The following is a 19,157-nucleotide window of genomic DNA, read 5'->3' on the forward strand; positions in this document are numbered from 1 at the left end:
TTGCTTGACCTCAAATTCCAGTTGACAGATATCGCTCAGTTTGGCTCGCAGCAATGGTTAAGATCTTTTTCCCTGCATTCTCTTTTCTGGCAGCCAGCTCTAGAGCGCAATGGATAGACGCGCCTGATGAAATACCCAGTAATAGTCCTTCCTCGCATATCACTTTTCGAGTCATCGTTATCGCATCATCACCCTCGATCACATAGACTTCATCAATAACTTCCCGATCGACCGTTTTCGCGATGATTCCCGGCCCGATCCCCAAAACACCATGATTCGAATTGACTTCTGAGAAAGATGTCCGACCACTAAGAACGGCTGCACCTTTCGGTTCAATGGCAATTACTTTTGTCTGGTGATTATGCTGCTTAAGGGTATTTCCGATGCCATTACAATGTCCGCCAGTCCCCACCCCGGCAATAAAAATGTCAGGCGTACCATCAAAGAAATCGATGATTTCCCTTGCCGTCTGAACATGTGCGAATGGGTTATTCTGATTATTTCCCTGATCAACCAGGAAATAATTTTCCTGGCTCGCGAGTTCAATGGCACGAGACACAGCGCCTTGATAGTTCAATTCAGCAGGCGTCAACTCAATTTGAGCACCCAGAAGCTCCAAAAGCTTTTTCCGCTCTTCGGTAACATATTCTGGCATGACAATAATCAGTGGCAGACCCATCGAAGCACATATCCCGGCCAAAGAGATACCCGTATTCCCCGTCGTCGCTTCAACAATCGTCGTATTGCGCTGAATTGAACCATCTGCAATCGCTGCATCAATCATCGATTTCGCCGCTCTATCTTTGATTGATCCCCAAGGATTCAGAAATTCCAATTTAATATAGATATCGGCATATAAATTTTTTGTTAAACTTTGAAGTTTAATGATAGGCGTATTACCAACTAGATGTGAGATATTCATTTCATTTCCTTATTTAGACAAAGACACCCTAAATTTATTGATAATCACGTCAAAACAATCACATGCAACATTTAATTATAATATAATCAACCAGATGTAAAATGGCCGTATTGAATTAGCGAAGAGGCATTTAACCCGACTGAAATAACACAAGATCTCAGTAAATGATCAATCTTGAAAATTGAAATAATAAAAAACAATAAGACAGAACAAAGCTTTTTATAGATTCATAATCATGAAAAACTTTATCCATCAACCTTTGAAACAAAAAAGACAAAATTCATACTGATGATATGAAACAAGATTCTAATAGATATTATTTTTCACATCAACATTAAAAACAACATTTCTATTTATTATCAAAACAGTCAAATAAGATAAAAGATATACCCTGCAAAAATAGAGTACCAGAATATGACTTAATTCATATCCCTGAGATGTCACTCATATAGTGCTTGAACAATATGAAAAAAAATTGACAGCATTCATAAAATAAAAACTCAATAATAGTAATTGATAAACTTGATATCTCTATGTTGAGTCGTTAATCAAAAGGGGCGTCCTAGTCTTCACTTTAGCTAAGAAAATACACCCAGCCCGTCATTGCCGCGCAGGCGGCAATCCAGATAACGAGTGCGATATCTGAAGTATTGCTGGTTTGTCGCGCTTGAGTTCGGGGCTCCTCTCAACATCTTTGTGCGCGCGCCAGTGACTTTATGCTGGCATTAGAGTTACCAGAAATGCCTTGGGGTTCATTGCTATTGGACGGGCAGATTGCAGGCGCTTCCGGCGCCGACAACCTGAAATACATCCATGTATTTTTTCCCTTGGGGAGTGGATTTATTGAGGTCAGGTTATTACAGTACAGGCTCTGTAAGCTGATCCTATTTATTCAGCTCACTTCTTGCTGCGGAAAGTTCTGCCTCTGCTTCTTGCAGCTTATTCATTCTTTTCTCAATTTTATTGGCTCTGCCAGATTCCTGGGCGTCTTTCAGTTCAAGCGTGCGCTCAGCAACTTCCTGTTCTTTTTCATTAACTTTTGCAAGTCTTTCGCGCATTAATCCTTCATCCGTACAATGATCCTGTACTTCTTTTAGCGCTTTTTCCAGACCGGCGACACGATGAGTATTGTCATTACTTTTCGCATATTCGATTTGCTGCTGTATCTCATAAGCTTTGGCGTCGCACCCTTTGAGAGGTTCCTGAGCCAGGCTGGGAAAAGTGGCAATTGTAGCCAAAAAACTGAAACCGATGATCTTCTTTAACATAAATGTCCTCCTATAGAATTTATGCATTATCCATATAAAAGATAGGGATTAAAAGCAATTATTCTGGAGTGTTGGATAATATGTTTGTGCATGAAAGTATGTCGCGCCTGAGTTTGAGGCATCTCTCAGCCTTAAGAATCGTACTCGCTGTATGGATTCCCGCCTGTCGCGGGAATGACGGATTGAAAATGTATATCGGTGGCACAACCCAGGGAAAAAATTCAGGACGAATTTTTAGGTTGTCGGCGCCGGGAGCGCCTGCAACCGACCCGGACAGCGCCAGAGAACAACAAGGCATTTCTGGGTACTCTGTTTGCCCCAAAAGAGTACCTGGCGCGCATGAGAAAATGCTGAGTGAAGCACAGAACGCAAGCGCGACATACTCAGCCAGCCTTAAGAATCGTACTCGCTGTATGGATTCCCGCCTGTCGCGGGAATGACGAATTGAAAATGTATATCGGTGGCACAACCCGAGGGAAAAAATTCAGGACGAATTTTTAGGTTGTCGGCGCCGGGAGCGCCTGCAACCGACCCGGACGGCGCCAGAGAACAACAAGGCATTTCTGGGTACTCTTTTTGCCCCAAAAGAGTACCTGGCGCGCATAAGAAAGTGCGGAGTGATGCTCCGGATTAAAAGCGCGACATACCATCAAACCTGTTTACCCGCCTCACACAAGCCTGACTCACCCAATCTCAAACGAGGTCACACCAAATAACCGCTCCAGCGGTAATGCCGGTTGCTCCCCGGTGTACATACGCGCGGTACCAAACGACACCGCCATGTCGTATTTTTCCGCCAGTGTGATGGCGGCCTGATTGATTTCCGGAACATCAAGAAAAAGCGGTTGTGAGGGTTCTATCGCTGATTTCAGGGCGACGAATAGACGCTCGGCCAGATCGGTATTCTCTGCGTACAGCGGGCCGATTTTATAGCCGTTGCGACACTGGCGGATCACGCCTATACCTGCCAGCATGCCATTTTCCAGAATGCCTAATGCATGGCAGTCTGGCTGGGTAATCCAATGTTGCAGAAACTCGGGTCTAGAAGCAGGAAAGAAAAGCTGATCGTAAGCAGCGACGGTTTCAAACGGCAGTGCTGTCAGTACCACAATCGCGTGATCCTCGGGTGATTGTCCGCCGCTGAGCCCTTCATAACGCAGGTTGCTGTATGCCAGTTGAAAGCCGGATTTCTTATAATTGTCCTGCTGTTCCACCACCCCATCCAGGCCGATGTTGCAATCTTCCAGGTGCGCCAGTGCCGCATTCCATATCTGTACGCCATAGCCCTGACCACGGTATTCTGGTTTGACGATATAAAAGCCAATAAAACCGAAAGACGCATCGTAGCGAATCGCCGAAATGGTCGCTATCGGTTCATCATCCAATACACCGACCAGAAAACCGGTTTTGTCGGCGTAGTAGTAAGAGTCGGCATCATGCAGGCCGGGATTCCAGCCTTCCTGCGCAGCCCATTCGACAGCAATGCTGACTTCGTCCGGTTTCATGGTTCTGATTTCGTAGTGTTTGCTGTCCATGCGCATCCCTCTGGCAGATAGATGATGTGATTAAAATATAGTTTGAAATCAGCAAGAACGCTGTCGCATCACCCGCTTGTTTCAGTCAGTCTGCGCTGTGGGAGTTATAGCACCATTCTCATAATATGCTGCGGGCCAGCGGCTCCACCGAGATAGAGCTCATGGGTATCGATAAACCCGCCCTGCTGATAACAATGTCTGGCTGCAGGGTTTTTACAGTTCACTGTCAGATAAATCTGATCAAAACCGGGATAAGCAGATAGCAGAAACGCTTTCAGGGCCAGAACCGCACGCTTGGCGTAACCTTTGCCCTGATGGTGATGATCGATAAAGAAAGCACGTAAACCGAGCGCCTCTGGATGGGCGAAGTCGTATCTGTGCCCGTACTGCGTATCGATCAGAAAAAAGCCGACAACCGTGTTGCCATCCAGAATCACGTGCGGGTGGAGCTTATCATCGATGTTAACCAGCAGCTCTTCCATTGTACCAACGAATTTCACCTGCTCTGTTGCTACCGACAACTCAGCCACCTGCGGTAAATGCGCAGGGGTCATCCCTTGGATATCAATCTCTTTCATGGCTCGCGACTCAATCAAAAACAATCCGTTATAGCCCTGATAGTAAGGCGTACGGCTCGCAAATTCCGAACATCAATTCCCGAGAGGTTGAGCCAGATCCCTTTTTTCAGTCTGCCAGGCATTATAGTGGAGTAAGGTCGAATGCAACGGAGTGACATTCTGCACCCCAACAAGTGACAGTGTCACTAGATAAAGTCACTCAATATCGTGGCATCGATCGTTTTCAGTATAAGTAGTCTTTTTACAAGGAGTGATTTATGGCTAAACGAGTCTCGAACAAGCGCATCAAAGAAATCCTGAAAGCAGCCACTGAGAAGAAAAATTAAGCGGCTAATCTTTTAGCGCGATAAAAACCACAACCCCGCCAGATGCGGGGTTGTGTCGTTATGGCCGAGTGAAAACGGGTTACGGCACACCATGACCTTTCGACGCCACCCACACACGGAACCATTGTTCGCGGCTCAGTTCAAATGCCAGCGCGGCGATAGCATCTTCAACCCGCTCAATTTTACCGGAACCGATAATCGGCAACGGCTTAGACGGCAAACGGCGTACCCAGGCGTAGATCACCTGATCAATGGAACTGGCGCCGATTTCCTGGCGGATCGCTTCCAGTTCGCTGCGAACACGGCTCACCTGCTCTGACTGCCCATTAAAGATCTCACCGCCGGCCATGCAGGACCATGCCATCGGCCTGGTGCGTTTCATCTGCAGTTGATCCAGCGTGCCGTCATGGCAAACCTCGAAGTTGAGCGGATTGATTTCCACCTGATTGGTCACCAAAGGCGCATCCAGACGTGACTGCAGGAGATCAAACTGTGCAGGAGAAAAATTCGACACCCCAAAGTGGGCCACTTTGCCCTGCTGTTTCAGCGCCGCAAAAGCTTCTGCGACTTCGTCGGCATCCATCAGCACATCCGGGCGGTGAATCAAGAGGACATCTAACTGTTCAACGCCCAGACGTTGCAGTGAATTGTTCACCGACTCAGTAATATGCGCTTTACCTGTGTTGTAATGGTTGATTCTCTGCTCGGGATACTGGCTGCCGCACAGCTTGATATCGCATTTAGAGACGATCTGAATCTGCCCGCGCACACTGGGATCCAGCGCCAGCGCTTCACCAAACAATTGCTCACAAGTGTAACCGCCATAAATGTCGGCGTGGTCAACGGTAGTAATGCCCAATTCAATATGCTGTTTCAGGAAGGTCAGACGTTCCTGCGGGGTCATGCCCCACTCCGCCAGACGCCAGTAGCCCTGAACCAATTCAGAAAGCTGCGGCCCTTTTGGCGTCAGTTCGACGTTTGCCACCATGGTCCATACTCCTTTATTCATTGCCCGAAATAATTCGCTGAACGTATCCTAGGCTGGATCGTCCCCTCGGGCAATGATATAACCCACAAGTTTCGAACCAGAGTACGAGTCTATGTCATTTGCTCAACGCTTGCGCAGCCTGATTGGCGAAGAAAGTATCAGTGGTTTTGCCCGCCGGGTTGAGCTGAATGAAGCCTTGATCCGCAAATACCTCAACGGCAGCGAACCCAGCCTGCAAAAAGCCAATCAAATTGCGGTGAAAGCCAATTGCTCACTGGAGTGGTTAGCCACCGGCTGTGGTTACCTGTACCGGCAGGCAGAAGTGGTCGACAAAGAGGCGTTGGCGGCAGCCTGGGAGCATGTCACAGGCCAGCCTTTTGACGGTGTTCGCGCAGAAGAGTTAATCAAAGTGCTGGCGGGTTATCAGTTTCTGCGCAGCCACAAGAAGACAGACGGCTTTCTTGATGTTCAGGCCATGGCGACCTTTCTCTCTGTCGCCCGCCAGCGCGAACCTGTATAGCCGAAAAAAATGCCATCCGGCTGGATGGCATTCTCTGTTTCCGATAACAGGTTTCCTGTCACACGGTTTTATTTGCGCATCGCATTGAGCTTATTTTGCGCAATGCCCAGTACAGATTCCGGCGGGTAATTATCGTCCTGCCAGTCACCGGCATCTTTGCCGGTGAGCAAGCTGATCGCCTCACTGACATGGGAAATCGCCCAGATGTGGAAATCGCCTTTTTCAACAGCGGTGAGAATGTCTTTGCGTAACATCAGGTTATGGGCATTCGACAGCGGGATAATCACCCCCTGGTTGTTATGCCGCCCCTTGATGGTACAGACATCAAAGTAGCCTTCAATTTTTTCATTCACACCGCCAATCGGTTGCGCCTGACCAAACTGATTCATCGAGCCGGTAATCGCAATCGACTGATTGATCGGGCAGCCGGAAAACGCAGAGATAATGGCACACAGCTCGGCCATCGAGGCACTGTCGCCATCCACGCCACCGTAAGATTGCTCAAACGTCAGATGTGTGGTCAGCGGAATGCGTGCGCTCTTGCCAAACAGCGACGACAGGTAAGCGGTCAGTATCATCACGCCTTTTGAGTGAATACGCCCGCCCAGCTTCACGCTGCGCTCGATATCCATCACCTCGCCTTCCCCCCAAGAGGTGGTGGCCGTGATCCGGTTCGGTAAGCCGAAACGGTGATCCGAGGTCGATACCACGGACAGACCATTGATCTGACCGATAACATCACCCTGAGTATCAATCAGGGTTGTGCCGTTCCTGAAGGTATGCAGCATCTGATCCTGCAGGCGGCTAACCCGTTTTTCCTGTCGCAGCAAGGCCTGTTCGACATGGGCGACACGGATCATATTGGCATTGGCGGCTCTGGCGGTGTAATTGGTCTCGCGCAGCAGATTGGCGATATCCGCCGAGTGCAGCGACAGTTTGTTCTGATCCTCTGCCTGGCGGGAGCTGTATTCTATGATGCGGGCAATGGCTTTACGGTCGCAATGCAGCATGCCGTTATCGTGCACGATGCTGGAAATAAAACGCGCATACTGCAGCTCAGACTCATCGGTGCGTTCCATTTCATCTTCAAAATCCGCGGTCACACGGAACAACTCACTGAAGTCGGGATCATAATGAACCAGTAACTGATAGGTCTGATAATCACCGAACAGGATGATTTTGACATCCAGCGGAATGGGTTCAGGCTCCAGCGAAATCGTCCCCGACAGCGTGACTTCCCGCTCCAGCGAACTCAGATTCAGCTTGCGTGAACGCAATGCCCGTTTCAGGCCGTCCCACACATAAGGGCGCTCCAGCACTTTCACCGCATCCATCAGCAACACGCCGCCATTGGCACGGTGCAGGCTGCCGGAGCGAATCAGCGAGAAATCGGTAAACACAGTGCCTTTGTAGGTCGCGTTCTCTATGTAGCCAAAGATGGCGTGATAGTTAGGGCTTTCTTCCACCACAATCGGAAAGCGTTCAGTCTCCTGGCTGACCAGCACATTAACCTGATAACGACGCGGCATTTTCTTATCCAGCGCGGCATAAGACAGCGCGACCTGATCTTCACTTTCTTCTAAAAAGATATCGAGGTTTTCCAGAATGTCTTTCTGCATCGCCGTGAGATAGTCTTTTATCTCAGTATGACCGCGGTACTGCTTTTTAAGCGGTTTAACAAAATGCGAGACAACTTCCAGCGCCACTTCTTCATTGAGCTTCTGGATTTTATCGGAAAACTCTTCTTCCCAGTCAGTGAGCTGGCGCGCAATGCCGCGCAGTTTCACTTCCAGCGCCGTGATAATCGTTTCGAATTTTTCCTGCTCTTTTTCAGGCAGCGCGATAAAACTTTCTTCGGTGTGCGGCTCTTCACCATTCATCGCAATCAGCTGATAATCGCCCTGAGTCGTCAGGGTCAGACTCACCTTTTGCTCTTTCGCTTGTTCGGTTAAATTGCCCAGGGCGGTTTGCTGTTTCTCCGCCAACTGATTTTTCAGCTGTTCCGAGCGCGAATAATACATTTCGTTATCGAACGCCAGCGGCAAGGCTTTCACCAGGCGAAGCATCAGCTTTTCAATGTCTTTTTTGAACGGCATCCCCGTGCCGGGCTTTAGTTTCAGCAGTTTAGGGGTACGTGTTTCTTCAAAGTTGGCGACATAACACCAGTCATACAGTGGCGTGGCATCCCCGTTCGGATCATGGCGGTTCAGATAACGCAGTACCATAGTCCGTTTACCCAGCCCGTTCCGGCCGATGGCATATATGTTGTACCCTTTTTCTTTAATCGACATCGCGAACTCAACCGCCTGCTGAGCGCGCTCCTGCCCCACAATTTCGTTCAGGGGTGCTAAATGTTTGGTTGATGAAAATTCGGCATCCAGCCCGTTTAAGGTGCAGGTGCGGTACAGGGTATCTGCTTGTAATGATTTCATTGTCATACCCTTCCCCTTATCTCTCCACTGATAGTCATTTCAGTGTAGCCAGCAATTAGTTACTTTTTAGTGACTTAGCTTGGTTTTAAGGAGTTAATCGTTTGATTGGTGGTTTTTTGTGCGATGGGAGGGGGTATTGCTAGCCTTAACGTGAGTGAAAATGTATGTCGCGCTTTAGCTTTTGTGTAATCCTTGTCCATTCAAGAGGTAGATTTACACCGATATATGTCCCATTTTAAAATCAAACAATTTGACATATTGATTGAAGGTAATAATTTTATATTGCTATAGGAAATTAATTTCAACTCTGTTTTAAGGAACGACATTTGGCTAACCCAATAATAATCAAGAACCACTTGAAAGTTGGCGACCTTGATGCAGAAACTGATACTAGCCTACTTGAAACATGCTTCATCGATAAAGGCTATATATATCAGTTAATGAATGTAAGAGATCCTCTATCTATTGTATTGGGTAGAACCGGTGCAGGAAAAAGCGCTCTAATTTATAAAATTTCTCAATTGGCTGAAAAATCGAAGAAAATAGACCCAAATGATATATCTGTAAGATTTTTAGAACATTCAGACATAATCCAGTTCTTAGATATTCTAGACGTCAACTTAGACCTATTTTATCGCCTTCTATGGAGACACATTCTTATCGTAGAATTACTTAAACTACGATATAACATCCAAAATGAAAGTGATAACCGTAATTTTTTTGATAGCATTAGCGATTACTTCAGAAGAGATACGGTGAAGAAAAAAGCGATTGAGTATTTTAGAGAATGGGGTGACAAGTTTTGGTTAGACACTGATGAGCACCTGAAAGTTATAACTCAAAAACTAGAAAATGATACTAAAGCGAATCTAGGAGCAAAATACAAAGGTTTATCTTTTAATATCAGCGGTGCTGAAAAACTATCTGACGAACAAAAAATAGAAATTAAACAAAGAGCAAGCCAAGTAGTAAGTGGATTACAAATAAAAAAACTAAATGAGATGTTAGATCTTATAGCAGAACATTCCTTTAATGATCCTCAACAAAAATTTTATATCGTTATTGACCAACTTGATGAAAGCTGGGCTAACACCCTTACTAGGTGCAAGTTCATAAGAGCACTAATTGAAGAAATTAAAACTTTCAGAAAAATTGAAAATATAAAAATAATTGCAGCAATGAGAAAAGACTTACTTGATCTAGTCTTCGACAAAACACGAGGGGCAGGATTTCAAGAAGAAAAGTATGAATCATATATTTTACCCATACAATGGACACGAGATGAACTCACCGAGTTAGTTGAGAAGCGTGTAAAAGAAGTTTTCAAACGCCAGTACACTAATGATGATGTTACATTTAAAGATATATTCCCATCAGCAACAAAAGGAGGAGGACAGTTAGCCATTGACTTCATTATGGAAAGAACACTTTTCCGGCCTAGAGATATACTTCAATTTATAAACGAATGTTTTAAAGTCGCATACGGGCGTGAGCGAATTTCGTGGCGGTCAATTTATGCAGCTGAAGCTCAATACTCAGAAAAACGGTTAAAGTCACTTAAAGAGGAATGGGGGGAGGTTTACCCTTCCTTTGATGAAACGGTAGAAATATTGAGAGGGCTACAATCTTCATTTAAACGTTCTGACCTTTCTGATACTCGTTTAGAACATATAATTACGGACTTATATGACCAAAAAACAGATGATCCCTGTGTACTTGAAGTAAAAGAGTATTTTAATACTTCTGGAGAAGTTAAGCAGGCTGAGATATTAAATAAAATCCTAATTTGCTTATATCGTGTTGGAGCTATTGGGATCAAAATTAGTTCATTAAGCACGTTTATGTGGTCTTTTTTTGACCAAGGTACAGTAAGTAGAGGTGAGGTAAGGCGAGCATCTCAGATTAAAGTACATAAAATGCTCTACCGTGCCCTAGATATACAAGTAACAGCTTCAGAAAGGTTTGAAGCGATAGAAGCCGAAGAATCGCATTGAATTACCACTTAATATGCTACAAGTTTGTTAATGATTTAGACTCACGCTTAAAGTGTGGGACTTTTCCCATACAACAAATCCATTAACTGCTAAATGAACAAGACATTTAACTAATAAATGCCTAAAAACGGGCTTGAAACCCAATTCTTCCACTTCCCAAGGGAAAAATTCAGGACGAATTTTTAGGTTGTCGGCGCCGGGAGCGCCTACAACCGGCCCGGCCACACCAAAGAACAAAAAGGGGTTTTCTGGGTACTCTTTGCCCCAACAAAGAGTACCTGGCGCGCGTACTCAGATGCCAAGTGAAACACCAGACTCAAGCGCGACATACCCTCAGAATCAGACATATCTCACCATAGAGGAAATGGTCAAAGGCTTATTAAGCCAACGCATCATCCTGATGTTTGTACAAAATGGTGAGCGCAGGAAAATAAACCAACAAATACAGCAACGTCAGTAACAGTACTTCCATGCCTGACATCAATGCAAAATCTGTCCACATTGAGTCAGCAAAACTGAATGCACCCACCAAGGCCGTATTGAAGAAGACAAACTTCAAGACTGCACGGCTTTTGAAAACCATCTTGCGATAGGCGTATGCGTACAGACACAGGAACATCATAGCGCCGCTTGCCAAGCCCCAAGCATCAACGAACGAATTTGATTCCAGAAGTAACAACTGCGTGTTCTTAAACATGAGCAGGTTAATGCCAATACTCAGGGCTGTCAGTACCAGTAGCACCCAGAAAAACACTTTCGCCTTTGTTCGCTTCATCTTCAACACCAATAACCGCGCATAGTTTTGTTTCCTATATACAAAAACCCCAGAGAATCTCTGAGGCTTTTGGACATTACGAGCAACATGACTTACTGAGAAATAAAGCTTTCTCTTAAAGACATTGAATCAAACGGGTAGTAGAAATCATCTGATAAGGACAACCGATTAATTTCTTCTTCCGGCAACGATTTCACTATGGTTTTCGCTTTGCCATCAATGGGGCTATTCAGTGCAATCCAGTCTTTGATGCCTTCAAGATCGCCCGTCTCCCCTGCTTGCTTCACCAAAGCCCAGGAGTATTTTTCTCTTGCCTCTAATGTGCAACGATCAACCGCCCTTTTAGATACTTCAAAAAGAACCGCACGTTTCTGATCTGAACTGAGTGAGTCAAACCAGGTATCCTGAACAGCATCTACTGGCCTATTTTTCATTTTCAGGCAGCGAGCGGTTTGCTGGTTCACTTCCTGAAATGCTTCCTCAAGTGTATAGCCCGCGTTCGCCACAAGTGGCAGCAGCAGCAATGAACTAGCGGCTAGCTTTTTCAACACACGACCAAAATTGTCTTTCTTTTCCATTCGTTTCAAACGCCCTTGATTCTGCAATCATGTTTACTCGGTTTCTGGTAATTGTCGGCACAGCAAGTAATGCATCAGCGAACACATCCCAATCGTACTGTGCAATCGTCTCAATTCGCTTATGAGGTTTCATTTTCTTAGAAAAAATCTCTACAAATGGAACCGCTACGGCAAAAGTGGCAAGAATATCGCCAAGTTCAAGCTTGTCATTTATGCTCTGAATGTCTCTGACGCTTTCAGCGGACAATTCCAAACTATCAATCTTGCAATATTTAGTAAATGACGACATAAAATCCTCTCAAAAAAAGAAAATGATATCAATCATTTATATCGTTCGATAGATGTAAAATTAGCGCTTTATACTGTCAAAATGTATTTTTTGCCCGATATATCAACTTTAAATATTTTCTGGCAAAACATTCGCCAGCCCACCATTTATATTCAGCTCACCTAATATACCTGCAGCGAGAGATCTACAGTTCACCTCAACAATATTTGGATTTACTACCAAAGCGGAGCGGCATGTTCAGTTCGTCGTTCTACTGATTCAGTGGCGTTTTACTTTTCATACCTTAACCAGAAATAAAGGCAAAGATGCCAAATGAACCACCAAACTCAAGCGCGACATACTGTCAGATTCAGACAGAACAACGAACAACCACACTCGCTGAATAGATTACCGCCTGCGCGGTAATGACAGGCCGGGTGTATTTTCTTAGCGAAAGAGATCGACAAATCCAGGGAAAAATTCAGGACGAATTTTTAGGTTGTCGGCGCCGGGAGCGCCTACAACCGGCCCGGACCACGCCAAAGAACAAAAAGGGGCTTTCTGGGTACTCTTTGCACCAACAAAGAGTACCTGGCGCGCATCGCACAATGCCAAGTGAACCACCAGACTCAAGCGCGACATACAAGCTAAACCTCAAAAATTGCGCTCGCCACATGGATTCCCGCCTGCGCGGGAATGACGGTAATATATTGAATCATAAATAATTTAACTGGGTTTATGGCTATACTTTTAAAGCAGAAATGAGAAGTTTGATGCTTGCCACTCCCCCAGGGGAAAATTCAGGACGAATTTTCAGGTTGTCGGCGCCGGGAGCGCCTACAACTGACCCGGACCACACCAAAGAACAAAAAGGGGCTTTCTGGGTACTCTTTGCCCCAATAAAGAGTACCTGGCGCGCATCGCACAATGCCAAATGAACCACCAGACTCAAGCGCGACATCCTTCCAGATTCAGACAGAACAACGAACAACCGAACTCACGGAATGGATTACCGCCTGCGCGGTAATGACAGGCCGGGTGTATTTTCTGAGCGAAAGTGATCGACAAACCCAGGGAAAAATTCAGGACGAATTTTTAGGTTGTCGGCGCCGGGAGCGCCTACAACCGGCCCGGACAACACCAAAGAACAAAAAAGGGGCTTTCTGGGTACTCTTTGCACCAACAAAGAGTACCTGGCGCGCGAACTCAGATGCCAAGTGAACCACCAGACTCAAGCGCGACATACTTTCAGATTCAGACAGAACAACGAACAACCACACTCGCTAAATAGATTACCGCCTGCGCGGTAATGACAGGCCGAGTGTATTTTCTGAGCGAAAGTGATCGACAAACCCAGGGAAAAATTCAGGACGAATTTTTAGGTTGTCGGCGCAGGGAGCGCCTACAACCGCCCCGGCCAACGCCAAAGAACAACAAGGGTCTTTCTGGGTACTCTTTGCCCCAACAAAGAGTACCTGGCGCGCATTAGACAATGCCAAATGAACCACCAAACTCAAGCGCGACATACCCTCAAAATCTAAAATAACGCAAAAAGAGAATCACGACTCCACCGGAAACTTCTTCAAAAAATGATTCGCCTCATCAACCCAGCAGCGGCCTGCCTGCACGGTGCGTTTCGCCTGGTTGTCTGTGCTGCCTGCTTTCTTGATGAGCTGGTAGGCCGCTTCTGTGTAATCGCAGTGCTCTTTTAAGCGATCACGCAGATAGCCAATCAGGCGAATACCCAGCAAAGGGGTGGTGTTTGCCAGCGATAATACACACCAGCCATCTTCAAGGCCGACCGTGTTGCCGTGCTCGACATGGGTAATGAGTGAGTTCATTTCCTGTCCTGTGTCCTCGCCGTTTTCGTCGAGTTCGCGCAGAATAAGCACATCGCCTACGGCATATCGCCGATGATTGAGGCACACCTGATGCGTTTTGCGTCCGGCCAGTATGTCGGTGAAATCAGCAGACTGAATGCTCAGTTCATGGAGAGTGATATTGCTCACGCCTGCCCCTCCATCTTGTTGCGGGCTGCATTGACAGGATATTGCCATTTTCGCGTTACCTGAGTTGTCAGGCTCTGATGAGGGCGCTTGTGCTCGCAAGAAGGCATACTTTGGCCTTGCGGCACAAGCAGAGTACGGAAATGAAGGTCGGTCAGACGCCGAATCTCCACTTTTGCGATGCAGGGTACATCTAACGCTATTTGATTCCTTGCCATGAGTGGTATCCTTACGCGTTGGTTTTGCGCACTTTTTGCCAATTTTGCGCTGATTTGTTGAATACGCACAGTGTTGATCCTCAATCGAATGCAGTCAATAACTTCTGTCATTTTAAGTTAACTTTTGACGATCATTTTCGAGTTTGATCACACTGACTGGACAGTACATGAGTAAAAAAATCCTTATTTTTGACTATCTGAAAGGTCATGACTTTACTTCGAATTTGAGAGACTTAACCCATTGTGCTTCCTTTGGTGAGATGGCCACACTATTTGATGTGCCAAAAACCACCTTCAGCACCTGGAATACGCATAATCGTACCTCTCACGAGCTGGTTGTCCGCACGCATTTGCGTACCGGCATCCCTGTTCATCAGTTAATTCTGCCGTCTGATTATCCGCTGGAAACGCTGCATCACTCATTGACGGACAGCAAACACGCCAGCCATAGCGTTATTGCGGAAACGTCAAATGAGTACAGAACAGAACGACAAACGACTAGGATTGCCACGGCATCGGACGCTGTCGTCACTTTGTCCAGCTACAGCCTGAGCAATGGAAAGTTACTCAGCACGGGCACACTGCCCTACGCTAAGCGCATTTTTCAATCCTGGAACCTCAATGCCGCCTCCACCATTGAAGTGGAAACCCATGAAGGACGGTTCCTCGTTGATAAAAGCCAGAATGATGCCGTAAGCGGTGATTACCTGATTGACATGGACGGCCGCCTGTCGATTAACCCTATCCAGCGGTTACCGAACAAGCTGGCGGTGACGTTTGGTCTCACCCGTCTTGAAGTAGACGACAATGAGATCAAGGTGATCGGCCGCGTGGCTGTGAGTTTGAAAAAGCAGTGAACGCAAAACACACTGCCAGCATTCTGTGTCGCAACCTTCGGCCGACACAGAATGTTTGTTACCCAGTCAAACCTCCATCAACCCTTTGACTGACGTTGAGTGAGGCTGATTAAGTAAGATAAGACGCGTTAAAAGATAAGACCCCACAGCCACACGCTCGGCAATCATAAGTGCTACCTGCTTACTGACACCATTCTCTGATCGCATAGCCGATCTTTGCCTGCAAAATCACTTGAAATATGCCTCTTACTGGATTAGCGTAAGCCGCAATTGTTATGTTATAACAATTGTTTTAGCGCCGAGCGCAACCCTGTCACCAACACGGACGAGAGAATGACAACACTCAATGAAAAGTATGCACTGCTTTCATCTCTGATTGCCTGCGAAGCACAATTATCGGCCCTGACGGAGTACAGCCTGGAAAGCTGCGACTGCTACACACTGGTTCAGGAAAAACTGGACGGTGTGTGTGAGCTCATCACTCACACTGACAATCAGCGGATATGGCAACATTTTGCGCATTGCCCTGAGGTGGATCGTCAGATCAAGAAAATCCGCGAAACATCGATCAAATCTTTGTGTGCTCTGGAAAAGCATCAGTCCAGATGTGCCGTCGATCACCCGTACCAGTTTACCCATTATTTGAATGCGCTGAATGACAGTGCCCGAAAAGAAACCCAATCGGTCAATATCCACCGCGACAGCAGAGTGCTCTTTATCGGTTCCGGCGCGTTTCCGTTGTCGGCGATGACCATTGCTACGCTGACAGATGCCACGGTGAAAGGCATTGATATCGACAAAGATGCTGTCGCTCAGTCGCGACGGCTGAATACCGCGCATTTGCGTATTTCTTTCGAAAGTACGGATCTCATTACCTGCTTAGAGCTGTTTCGCCCAACACACATAGTGATTGCCTCGCTGGTCGAGCATAAATGGGAGGTGTTGTCGGTGCTGCGTCCCTATCTCACCGCAACGCAGCAAGTGTTGGTTCGATACGGTAACGGGCTGAAATCGGCATTTAACTACCCGTTCAATCCCGACATCTCGTTAGGCTGGCGTGCTCAGCCTGTGGACTGCGGCTCTATGCTGTACGACGTCATGCTGATGGAAAAAAACAATGCAATCTGAAACTGAAAACGTCCTGCTGTTCGGCAGTGGCCCGGCTGCCATGCAACTTGCTGTATTACTTAAGCAAATGCCAAGCCTTTATCTGGGTATCGCTAACCGGCCGTCTGACAACTGGCAGCGCTGGCGAGAAAGCTACATCCGGCATGGCTGTATTCTGAGCAAAGCCGCCAAACCCTCGTTATCTGCACTGTCAGGCTATGTCCAGATTAACCGCAGTTACTCTTGCCCTGATGACATTGAGCCAGTCTGGCAGACTTTGGTACTGGCGGTTCCCTCTGATGCCTATCTCACTGTGCTGCGTTCATTGCCTGAAAAGGTGCTGATAACACTCAGGCGTGTCATTTTGTTGTCCCCGTCTTTGGGATCCCAGCAAATCATCCGGCATTGGAGTGAGTCACAAGGTCTGTCACTCGATATTGTTGGTTTTTCTACTTATTTTGCCGCGACCAAATGCCAGACAGACCAAAACGGGGGCAGGATACCGACGCATGTCATCACTAAAGCCACAAAGAAAAAGGTGTATCTGTCATCCAGCCAGAGTAACCCTCCTACTCAGAGCGTCTGGCATCGCCGCATTGAAACCATGCTTGCCAGCATAGGTGTTGACTATGCCTGGTTAAACGACAGTATCAGTACCGAAGCCCGGAACATTACTTCTTATGTACACCCTGCACTGTTTATCAATGACTTTTCTCTGGAGACGATCACTCATCCGCCAGCTATCCCCGTTTACCTGTACAAACTGTTTCCGGAAGGGCCAATTACTGGTGCAGTGATTCGGCGGCTGGTCGACTTATGGCGAGATATTTCTGTGATTGTCAGCGCGCTTGGTGGCGAAAGTATCAATCTGTTGCAGTTTCTCAATGACGATAACTACCCGGTCAGAGAGGAAAGTATCCCCAGAGAAAAAATCGACCAGTTTACTGATCTCAGTACAATAGAGCAGGAATACCTGATGTACATCCGCTACACCGCCATTCTGATCGATCCCTTCTCCACACCTGATGAAACCGGCCGCTATTTCGATTTTTCCGCGGTGCCGTTTCCTCGTGCACGTGTTGAATCCGGTCAGTGGTTTCTGCCGCGTATCCCCGCTGAAGATATTCGCCTGCTGTACCGCCTGAGAGAAATCGCCCGGCTGATTCATGTTGAGACCCCAACCGTCAGCGAGCTGATTAATCACTTCGAAACATGGCTGCAAAACAAGCCATACATTGCTATTGAACCCGCAGCCTTAACCCGAGAAGCCCGACAAGATCTGGCCTATCTGTTATGGCACAACCCTGAGACAAACTCTGCAAAGGAACCTGAATGCTATGAATAATGGCGTATTGTTAACCATTGGCTCTGCGTTCATTTTCAGCATTATGAACGCACTGGTGAAAGCCGCCAGCGACACTATCCCGACTGCTGAAATTGTGTTTTTCCGCAGTATTATCGGCACTGTACTGATACTGCTGCTGATGAAACACAGCCGCATCAGATTCTCCTCTAAAGGTATACCGCTACTGGTATTGCGCGGTGTTTTCGGGGCGCTGTATCTGCTGGCTTTTGTGTATACGCTGGCCAATATTCCGATGGCGGACGCTGTTATTCTGGCGTATCTGTCACCTTTCTTTGTGATTGTCTTTTCGCGACTGATACTGAAAGACAAGCTTCCGCCCCGCTCAGCCTTATTGTTACTTGCTGTTTTAACAGGCGCAGGGCTGATCATTAATCCGCTGGACTATGAATCTTATAATCTTTTTGCACTCGCCGGTGTGGCCAGTGCTGCCTTCGCTGCAGGCGCTTCAATTACCATCAAACAATTAAGCCAGCGCCACCATACTTACGAGATCGTTTTTTACTTCCTGTTCGTTGCCACGCTCATTTCAGCCATTCTCATGGCCGATAACTTTGTGATGCCTCAGGGTATTGCCTGGCTGTATTTAATTGCGATCGGAGTTGTGTCTCTGCTTGGTCAGATTTTCCTGACCCAAGCCTTTAGCCACGAGAATGCAGCAGTGGTTGCCGTTACCCGGTATATCGGCATTGTCTTTAACATTCTCTGGGGCCTGATGTTCTGGCAGGAAATTCCGGACAGTCTGACCATTGCCGGAGGCGTGATTATCGTGATCGCTTCTATTTTGCTCAGCAATCGCAAGCCAGTGACGGAAAAAGCGGATATTGATGAAGTTAAGGGATCGCAACAAGAAAAAGCCACCGTCAGATAAGCCGGTGCGCACAACGAACCTCTTTGGTGGGTGATATCATCCCGAGCCGGTATAACCGGCCCGGGATGGTTGTCGCTTAAGGGGCGTATTTGGCGAAGACTTCTTCTTCGGTCAGATTTTCGGTGTTATTGCTGAAGGCATAGTAAGCCGGTTTTTTGTCGATGAAGATTTGTTGATCCATCTCCAGCTGACTTTCCTGATCAAGCAAACCTGCCGGTACCATGTACTGTCCTGTTGGCTTGAGGAAATAAAACAAATGGCTGCCACAGTGTTTACAGAACCCTCTTTCCCCCCAGTCAGAGGAAGAAAAACGACTGATGTTTTCTTCACCGGTGAAACTCACTTCAGTGCCAGCAGCTACCGATAAATACGGCCCGCCGCTCCACTTTCTGCACATGCCGCAGTGACACGCCTCTGCATGCAAAGAGCCGCTGGTTGATTTCAGCCCGACTTTGCCGCACAAACAATGGCCGCTCAGGCTATGCGGCGATGAGGTTGGCGACGATGGCGTTTGTGACATAATGTTCTCCTTATCCATAAGCCTCAGATAG

19 protein-coding genes are annotated in these 19,157 nt (G+C 46.9%); 7 read left to right on the plus strand and 12 right to left on the minus strand.

Features of this window, described 5'->3' with window-relative positions:
• Nucleotides 1–10: 10 nt before the first annotated feature.
• The 5 genes from IFO68_RS02525 to IFO68_RS02545 form a co-directional block, all read right to left on the minus strand.
• Nucleotides 11–922, minus strand: coding sequence for a PLP-dependent cysteine synthase family protein (locus tag IFO68_RS02525; RefSeq protein WP_192014344.1), 912 nt, complete (start codon nt 920–922; stop codon nt 11–13).
• Nucleotides 923–1,806: 884 nt separating this feature from the next.
• Nucleotides 1,807–2,190 (minus strand): DUF1090 domain-containing protein, encoded by a 384-nt coding sequence (locus IFO68_RS02530; RefSeq protein ID WP_192014346.1) that lies wholly within the window; start codon nt 2,188–2,190, stop codon nt 1,807–1,809.
• Between the two features lie 683 nt (nt 2,191–2,873).
• Nucleotides 2,874–3,725: a GNAT family N-acetyltransferase gene (locus IFO68_RS02535; protein ID WP_192014348.1), complete on the minus strand. Its 852-nt coding sequence runs from the start codon at nt 3,723–3,725 to the stop codon at nt 2,874–2,876.
• A 104-nt stretch (nt 3,726–3,829) separates the two neighbouring features.
• Nucleotides 3,830–4,303 (minus strand): GNAT family N-acetyltransferase, encoded by a 474-nt coding sequence (locus tag IFO68_RS02540; protein ID WP_192014554.1) that lies wholly within the window; start codon nt 4,301–4,303, stop codon nt 3,830–3,832.
• A 405-nt stretch (nt 4,304–4,708) separates the two neighbouring features.
• A complete protein-coding gene (locus IFO68_RS02545; RefSeq protein ID WP_192014350.1) occupies nt 4,709–5,617 on the minus strand; it encodes an aldo/keto reductase in 909 nt (302 codons plus the stop codon).
• A 112-nt stretch (nt 5,618–5,729) separates the two neighbouring features.
• Here IFO68_RS02545 and IFO68_RS02550 point away from each other — a divergent pair, with 112 nt between their 5' ends.
• The gene (locus IFO68_RS02550) at nt 5,730–6,137 is read left to right on the plus strand and encodes an XRE family transcriptional regulator (RefSeq protein ID WP_192014352.1); all 408 of its coding nucleotides are present in this window, start codon (nt 5,730–5,732) and stop codon (nt 6,135–6,137) included.
• 68 nt (nt 6,138–6,205) lie between these two features.
• Here IFO68_RS02550 and IFO68_RS02555 read toward each other — a convergent pair whose 3' ends face one another.
• A complete protein-coding gene (locus IFO68_RS02555) occupies nt 6,206–8,575 on the minus strand; it encodes a Lon protease family protein (RefSeq protein ID WP_192014354.1) in 2,370 nt (789 codons plus the stop codon).
• A 320-nt stretch (nt 8,576–8,895) separates the two neighbouring features.
• Between IFO68_RS02555 and IFO68_RS02560 the strand changes: the two genes are divergently transcribed.
• The gene (locus IFO68_RS02560) at nt 8,896–10,563 is read left to right on the plus strand and encodes a P-loop ATPase, Sll1717 family (RefSeq protein WP_192014356.1); all 1,668 of its coding nucleotides are present in this window, start codon (nt 8,896–8,898) and stop codon (nt 10,561–10,563) included.
• A gap of 379 nt (nt 10,564–10,942) precedes the next feature.
• Here IFO68_RS02560 and IFO68_RS02565 read toward each other — a convergent pair whose 3' ends face one another.
• The 3 genes from IFO68_RS02565 to IFO68_RS02575 all read right to left on the minus strand — a co-directional run bounded on the left by IFO68_RS02565 (nt 10,943) and on the right by IFO68_RS02575 (nt 12,205).
• Nucleotides 10,943–11,338 carry a hypothetical protein gene (locus IFO68_RS02565; RefSeq protein WP_192014358.1) on the minus strand — a complete coding sequence of 132 codons (396 nt, stop codon included), beginning with the start codon at nt 11,336–11,338 and terminating at the stop codon, nt 10,943–10,945.
• A gap of 92 nt (nt 11,339–11,430) precedes the next feature.
• Nucleotides 11,431–11,916 (minus strand): hypothetical protein, encoded by a 486-nt coding sequence (locus tag IFO68_RS02570; RefSeq protein WP_192014360.1) that lies wholly within the window; start codon nt 11,914–11,916, stop codon nt 11,431–11,433.
• Entirely contained in the window at nt 11,867–12,205 is a 339-nt protein-coding gene (locus tag IFO68_RS02575; protein ID WP_192014362.1) for a hypothetical protein, read from the minus strand. The genes IFO68_RS02570 and IFO68_RS02575 overlap by 50 nt, the downstream gene beginning before the upstream one ends.
• 906 nt (nt 12,206–13,111) lie before the next feature.
• Here IFO68_RS02575 and IFO68_RS02580 point away from each other — a divergent pair.
• Nucleotides 13,112–13,405, plus strand: a complete 294-nt coding sequence (locus IFO68_RS02580; protein ID WP_192014364.1) for a hypothetical protein — start codon at nt 13,112–13,114, stop codon at nt 13,403–13,405.
• A gap of 338 nt (nt 13,406–13,743) precedes the next feature.
• On the opposite strand, the gene IFO68_RS02585 is transcribed toward IFO68_RS02580, so the two are convergent.
• Together IFO68_RS02585 and IFO68_RS02590 are read right to left on the minus strand one after the other, a co-directional pair.
• A complete protein-coding gene (locus tag IFO68_RS02585) occupies nt 13,744–14,193 on the minus strand; it encodes a DUF3850 domain-containing protein (RefSeq protein ID WP_192014366.1) in 450 nt (149 codons plus the stop codon).
• Nucleotides 14,190–14,408: a hypothetical protein gene (locus tag IFO68_RS02590; RefSeq protein WP_192014368.1), complete on the minus strand. Its 219-nt coding sequence runs from the start codon at nt 14,406–14,408 to the stop codon at nt 14,190–14,192. The genes IFO68_RS02585 and IFO68_RS02590 overlap by 4 nt, the downstream gene beginning before the upstream one ends.
• Before the next feature lie 167 nt (nt 14,409–14,575).
• Here IFO68_RS02590 and IFO68_RS02595 point away from each other — a divergent pair, with 167 nt between their 5' ends.
• From IFO68_RS02595 to IFO68_RS02610, 4 genes are all read left to right on the plus strand, one after another.
• Nucleotides 14,576–15,265 (plus strand): helix-turn-helix domain-containing protein, encoded by a 690-nt coding sequence (locus IFO68_RS02595; RefSeq protein WP_192014370.1) that lies wholly within the window; start codon nt 14,576–14,578, stop codon nt 15,263–15,265.
• Nucleotides 15,266–15,598: 333 nt separating this feature from the next.
• On the plus strand, nt 15,599–16,393 hold the full coding sequence (locus IFO68_RS02600; RefSeq protein WP_192014372.1) for a nicotianamine synthase family protein: 795 nt from the start codon (nt 15,599–15,601) through the stop codon (nt 16,391–16,393).
• The gene (locus tag IFO68_RS02605) at nt 16,383–17,717 is read left to right on the plus strand and encodes an opine metallophore biosynthesis dehydrogenase (RefSeq protein ID WP_192014376.1); all 1,335 of its coding nucleotides are present in this window, start codon (nt 16,383–16,385) and stop codon (nt 17,715–17,717) included. The genes IFO68_RS02600 and IFO68_RS02605 overlap by 11 nt, the downstream gene beginning before the upstream one ends.
• Nucleotides 17,710–18,606 (plus strand): DMT family transporter, encoded by an 897-nt coding sequence (locus tag IFO68_RS02610; RefSeq protein ID WP_192014378.1) that lies wholly within the window; start codon nt 17,710–17,712, stop codon nt 18,604–18,606. The genes IFO68_RS02605 and IFO68_RS02610 overlap by 8 nt, the downstream gene beginning before the upstream one ends.
• Nucleotides 18,607–18,682: 76 nt before the next feature.
• Here the strand turns inward: IFO68_RS02610 and IFO68_RS02615 are convergent, their stop codons facing one another.
• Entirely contained in the window at nt 18,683–19,126 is a 444-nt protein-coding gene (locus IFO68_RS02615; RefSeq protein WP_192014380.1) for a GFA family protein, read from the minus strand.
• Nucleotides 19,127–19,157: the final 31 nt, after the last annotated feature.

The sequence above is a fragment of the Photobacterium arenosum genome, from assembly GCF_014841115.1.
Taxonomy (GTDB): domain Bacteria; phylum Pseudomonadota; class Gammaproteobacteria; order Enterobacterales; family Vibrionaceae; genus Photobacterium; species Photobacterium arenosum.

What these genes read in the sequence shown, in the direction of transcription:
- IFO68_RS02525 (WP_192014344.1), bottom strand. Translation starts at nt 922, where the DNA reads ATGAATATCTCACATCTAGTTGGTAATACGCCTATCATTAAACTTCAA.
- IFO68_RS02530 (WP_192014346.1), bottom strand. Translation starts at nt 2,190, where the DNA reads ATGTTAAAGAAGATCATCGGTTTCAGTTTTTTGGCTACAATTGCCACT.
- IFO68_RS02535 (WP_192014348.1), bottom strand. Translation starts at nt 3,725, where the DNA reads ATGGACAGCAAACACTACGAAATCAGAACCATGAAACCGGACGAAGTC.
- IFO68_RS02540 (WP_192014554.1), bottom strand. Translation starts at nt 4,303, where the DNA reads ATGAAAGAGATTGATATCCAAGGGATGACCCCTGCGCATTTACCGCAG.
- IFO68_RS02545 (WP_192014350.1), bottom strand. Translation starts at nt 5,617, where the DNA reads ATGGTGGCAAACGTCGAACTGACGCCAAAAGGGCCGCAGCTTTCTGAA.
- IFO68_RS02550 (WP_192014352.1), top strand. Translation starts at nt 5,730, where the DNA reads ATGTCATTTGCTCAACGCTTGCGCAGCCTGATTGGCGAAGAAAGTATC.
- IFO68_RS02555 (WP_192014354.1), bottom strand. Translation starts at nt 8,575, where the DNA reads ATGACAATGAAATCATTACAAGCAGATACCCTGTACCGCACCTGCACC.
- IFO68_RS02565 (WP_192014358.1), bottom strand. Translation starts at nt 11,338, where the DNA reads ATGAAGCGAACAAAGGCGAAAGTGTTTTTCTGGGTGCTACTGGTACTG.
- IFO68_RS02570 (WP_192014360.1), bottom strand. Translation starts at nt 11,916, where the DNA reads ATGGAAAAGAAAGACAATTTTGGTCGTGTGTTGAAAAAGCTAGCCGCT.
- IFO68_RS02575 (WP_192014362.1), bottom strand. Translation starts at nt 12,205, where the DNA reads ATGTCGTCATTTACTAAATATTGCAAGATTGATAGTTTGGAATTGTCC.
- IFO68_RS02580 (WP_192014364.1), top strand. Translation starts at nt 13,112, where the DNA reads ATGCCAAATGAACCACCAGACTCAAGCGCGACATCCTTCCAGATTCAG.
- IFO68_RS02590 (WP_192014368.1), bottom strand. Translation starts at nt 14,408, where the DNA reads ATGGCAAGGAATCAAATAGCGTTAGATGTACCCTGCATCGCAAAAGTG.
- IFO68_RS02595 (WP_192014370.1), top strand. Translation starts at nt 14,576, where the DNA reads ATGAGTAAAAAAATCCTTATTTTTGACTATCTGAAAGGTCATGACTTT.
- IFO68_RS02600 (WP_192014372.1), top strand. Translation starts at nt 15,599, where the DNA reads ATGACAACACTCAATGAAAAGTATGCACTGCTTTCATCTCTGATTGCC.
- IFO68_RS02605 (WP_192014376.1), top strand. Translation starts at nt 16,383, where the DNA reads ATGCAATCTGAAACTGAAAACGTCCTGCTGTTCGGCAGTGGCCCGGCT.
- IFO68_RS02610 (WP_192014378.1), top strand. Translation starts at nt 17,710, where the DNA reads ATGAATAATGGCGTATTGTTAACCATTGGCTCTGCGTTCATTTTCAGC.
- IFO68_RS02615 (WP_192014380.1), bottom strand. Translation starts at nt 19,126, where the DNA reads ATGTCACAAACGCCATCGTCGCCAACCTCATCGCCGCATAGCCTGAGC.